At 43.1% G+C, this 4,033-nt stretch carries 5 protein-coding genes; 2 read left to right on the top strand and 3 right to left on the bottom strand.

Annotated elements, in window-relative coordinates:
• Positions 1-285 precede the first annotated feature (285 nt).
• The 3 genes from NP596_RS20235 to NP596_RS20245 all read right to left on the bottom strand — a co-directional run bounded on the left by NP596_RS20235 (position 286) and on the right by NP596_RS20245 (position 2,940).
• Positions 286-1,137, bottom strand: a complete 852-nt coding sequence (locus NP596_RS20235; RefSeq protein WP_256617197.1) for a DUF4435 domain-containing protein — start codon at positions 1,135-1,137, stop codon at positions 286-288.
• A gap of 14 nt (positions 1,138-1,151) precedes the next feature.
• On the bottom strand, positions 1,152-2,510 hold the full coding sequence (locus tag NP596_RS20240) for an AAA family ATPase (RefSeq protein ID WP_256617198.1): 1,359 nt from the start codon (positions 2,508-2,510) through the stop codon (positions 1,152-1,154).
• A 106-nt stretch (positions 2,511-2,616) separates the two neighbouring features.
• Entirely contained in the window at positions 2,617-2,940 is a 324-nt protein-coding gene (locus NP596_RS20245; protein ID WP_256617199.1) for a hypothetical protein, read from the bottom strand.
• A gap of 56 nt (positions 2,941-2,996) precedes the next feature.
• On the opposite strand from NP596_RS20245, the gene NP596_RS20250 reads away from it, so the two are divergent.
• Entirely contained in the window at positions 2,997-3,506 is a 510-nt protein-coding gene (locus NP596_RS20250; protein ID WP_256617200.1) for a DUF6398 domain-containing protein, read from the top strand.
• Positions 3,503-3,979, top strand: coding sequence for a hypothetical protein (locus NP596_RS20255; RefSeq protein ID WP_256617201.1), 477 nt, complete (start codon positions 3,503-3,505; stop codon positions 3,977-3,979). The genes NP596_RS20250 and NP596_RS20255 overlap by 4 nt, the downstream gene beginning before the upstream one ends.
• The last annotated feature ends 54 nt before the right edge of the window (positions 3,980-4,033 follow it).

Here is a 4,033-nt window from a genome sequence, read left to right on the forward strand (position 1 = left end):
AAAACCCGCCGGTCAGGGGCGCTTTCCAATTTCAATAGTTCAGGCAACCTTTGACCCAGTTGACTGTCTGTTATTCGGCGAACAATTTGCCATTATCACTGTGTCACTACGGCCAAAAAGAGACAATCGATAAATTCAGTCTAACGACAGGTGCCGACCAGATACTTGCCATTCAAGGAATACGCCGAACTACACTACTTGATCTTTAGTCCTTCAAAGATCAGTGAAAACCTGATAAATGCGAGCTCACTTTGATGATGTTTCTGAATTTGTAGCTACTCTATTTCAAGCAAACAGTAGTAAGGGCAATACACCTTGAATTCCGCAAAGCAGTGCATACATATCTGTTTGCTCAAGCATCTGCTTTGAGTAAGCAATCCGAAGAACTCTAGCAACATCCTGCTCATCCATTTGACGTCGACCAATGACACGGCGAATACCTCTTGCAAGTATGCGAACAGCATCGTGACCTTGTGAATAGGCCCACGCTGGAGCGACTTGCGAGCAGTGCGCTTCGAGCATGGTCTCTAAGTCCTGAATATCGATGGATGCAAGCGCAGCATACTCATTCTTCAGGGCTGTATGGTCCAGAGACCAATCATCAATCGAAACAAATCGGTATGGGGATAGTTGATCAAAGTCGACATGATGACCAGCAATGTTACTCAGAAACCTAAGTCGGCCAAACTCTCGAGACGTTCGTTCGATTTGCTCAGAGACTGAGATACCTGAGGTGTTTTCAAAATCGTCGAGCAGTTCAGCATCAGCATACTCAGAGAGAAAAATATTCAATGCGCCACTCATCAAAAGACAAATTTCGAGATCATTAGCGTCTGTAGGAACTACAAAACTTGGTGAATGCGATATACCCAGTAATCGGTCAAAGTCAGCATCGTAAACTCCCGTAACTCCAGATATGGCCGCATTGAAAATGTCAACAGCGGCACCAAGGAGATTTAACTTTCCTTCACAATTAACGATAGCTACGTTGCTAGAATTAAGACGATGTTTCCAAAATTTGCTGTCATCGACACCTTCAACCAGGAAGTGAATTCCCCTGAAAGTCGAGTTCATCATTCTGATTTCAGTAATGATAATTCCTGGCGTCTTGCTTGTGTTAAGCGCGGTTGTAACCATGTTGACTATCAGACTTAACTTTCGGAAGAGAGGATTACAAGCAGATCAGAGTGATCACCTACGATATAAGGGGAATGCGTCGCGATGAGGACGTCAAAATGAGCAAGTCGAATAATCTCCAATAGATCATCCATAAAACCCTTTTGCCAACTAATATGAAGCGACAACTCTGGTTCGTCTATGAGTACCAGGGTGTTTGGTTTTACCTTGAATAAAAGATCGTACAAAAGCACCAATTCATGTTGTTCACCGGATGAAAGCGCCGTTATTGGAATAGGATTTCCATCCTTGCCAAATATTGCAATACCTGACTCGCGTGAAATTGTTACCTGCTTATTTGTAAATTTTCTATTGAGGACGTCTAGTAAAATCTCAATCCGTTCGGATAGTTCAGCTAGGACGGCTAGTTTTTGCTTAGTGTCTCTTGCATAAACGGACATCACAGGGAGTTGACCTGATTGCATGCCATCAAGCTTAGAAATTTGCAACGGATAGGTATCCTGGGTGGATTCTCCACCGTCAAGAATGCCTATTTTCTTTAAGCGCTCACGAGTTGCCTCAACTTGCTGTAGCTCTACCTTGAGCTGATCGATTGTTAGCGGGTCGACTATCCCTTGAAGTAAGCGCTGAGGAAAAGTTTGATCTAGCTTTTGTGAGTGCTTTGCATAGGTTGCGAGCGTACTTTCCAATTTGCGCTTCAAGTCGCGCGAATATTCTTGAACCGTATTAGTGGTTGGTCTTTCCCGGTTAGGCCGATACCGCCAATCCCCAGACACATTTGTCAGCCGGATTAAGCGTTGAGCCTCTATGAGGTGTACATTAATTCTCTGGCGAAACTCGCGTAACTCTTTAGGTTCACGTACCACCCATTTTTTTGCCAGCTTTGGAGCATACTCGTTCACCAACGCAACAAGATCATCTGAGCCAATTACCTCCTCTGTCCGTCTATCAAGCCACTCGTTTGGTCCCATTTGGACAAGGAATGGTAGGGAATCCAAGATTTGTTCAGAAAATCGCTTAGGCCCCAGTTGTTCCGAATCTATCGTTGATTTATCAGTAGCGACTCCCTCTGAATTCTTAAAAATTAGATGGATTTTTCGAGAGTTATTCGGTTCTCGTTCAACCTGAATCCGAGCAATGCTGTTGTCAGCAAAGTGTATTTCAAATGATTCGAATGGAACCGTTATGATTTCATGATAACTGCCCCTTAAAAAGGCGTTTGTCAGCTTTAGAAAAACGGTCTTGCCAACACCATTAGGACCATGTATCACGGTTACGCGATCTTCCTTCAAGGTTACGTCATGATCGTAAAGGCCAAACAATCCTGTGACCTTGATCGATTTAATGCGTAAGGTCGTATCGGGTTCAATCACTGAATGCTCTCTAAGAAATAAATTGCAGAATAGTATAGCCAATAGCTGTAGGAGTTGCCGAACCGATTAGAGCTGGAAAGGTGTAACGATAAGAACCTCTTTATCATTATCCGGTAATGATAAATGATGTTTTGGTGTCGGTTAAACGATTGTCGTGGTGTAGTTCGTACCCAGCTTCAACGCTTCTATTTAAATCGGTCCGGAATGTGTGATTAACCAGCCGTCCAAATAACAACTTGATGAGGCCGGTTTGGGTCGGTTGGACACAGTGACGAAAGGTCGCTTTCAGGTTTCGGAATTCAATGACAGCTTTCCGGCAATGAATCTGAAGAGAAGACGGTCCTTTGGCGATCCATTCTTGCTGGTCGCGTTTCTCCAAATCGGCCAGCCAGGCAAATTCAGATTTTGTGGTGATCCAGCTTTTTGGCAATTTGTATTATCATGCGGATAAATAAAGATGGCTATTTATCCACTCATATCCTTGTTATGACGACTGAAAAAATTCCGAAATCCATGGCAGACAAATTTGCCGCTATCACTGCTTTAACGGATTCATTCTGTGAACAGCATTTGAACGATGAATATCGGTCAATGATCCACCGTGTGGTTGGTGTATTGGCTAGGAAACGACCATCGCCACTTCTAAAGGGTAGAGATAATGTTTGGGCTGCCGCTGCCATTCACGCGGTTGGCCGTACCAATTTTTTGGATGATCCCAGTCAATCGCCGCACTGTAAACCGAAAGTAATTTATGAATTTTTTGGGATTGCGGAATCCACCGGACAAAACAAATCGAAGGAAATTCGCGATCTATTAAATATGGGACCAATGTCGTCGGATTGGACTCTTCCCAGCCGTCTTGCTGATAACCCGATGGTGTGGATGTTGCAGGTCAATGGTTTGATTGTTGATATTCGGCATGAATCGCTTGAATTACAACAAGCAGCCTACGAACAGGGATTGATTCCTTTTATACCAGCAAAGGTGGAAAAGTGAGTCGCATCTCTATTGATACTTTGAAAGTCGCAACATTGAAAATTCAGGCTATGGATTTTCGACAAAAAGAGCTACTACTCGATGAAATTTATCAGAATCAGCCGCACATGTTGGGTTTGGTTTTGGTTCAACAAAAGCTCGGTGTTTCGCTTGAGAAGATAGATTTCCTGCTAAACATCTTGCTGAATTGTTTCCAGGCTATGAAGGATTCCGGCTTGAAATGGTCGAAAATTACTGAAGATGAAATTGATCGGCAAATGAATCGCTTCGTGGCGACAGTCAATTTCGCCAATGATTTGGATAACTCGCTTCAAAACCAGTCAATTCAACAGTATGCCGAAGGACATCAAGAAATTGCTTTACTGGCTTATGTTCAAGCTGAAACAGAGAGTTGGTTAAAGCGCATTAAACCCGAAGAAAGTGATAAAAACCTGATTATTGCTGCAATGACCTTTGTAAACTGTATTGCTTAAGCCCGATTGGTTTCATAAGCTAAAAGTACATTATGAATCTGTTGGTTAGGGTTA

Source organism: Methylomonas rivi (assembly GCF_024505165.1).
Taxonomy (GTDB): domain Bacteria; phylum Pseudomonadota; class Gammaproteobacteria; order Methylococcales; family Methylomonadaceae; genus Methylomonas; species Methylomonas rivi.

What these genes read in the sequence shown, in the direction of transcription:
- NP596_RS20235 (WP_256617197.1), bottom strand. Translation starts at nt 1,137, where the DNA reads ATGGTTACAACCGCGCTTAACACAAGCAAGACGCCAGGAATTATCATT.
- NP596_RS20250 (WP_256617200.1), top strand. Translation starts at nt 2,997, where the DNA reads ATGACGACTGAAAAAATTCCGAAATCCATGGCAGACAAATTTGCCGCT.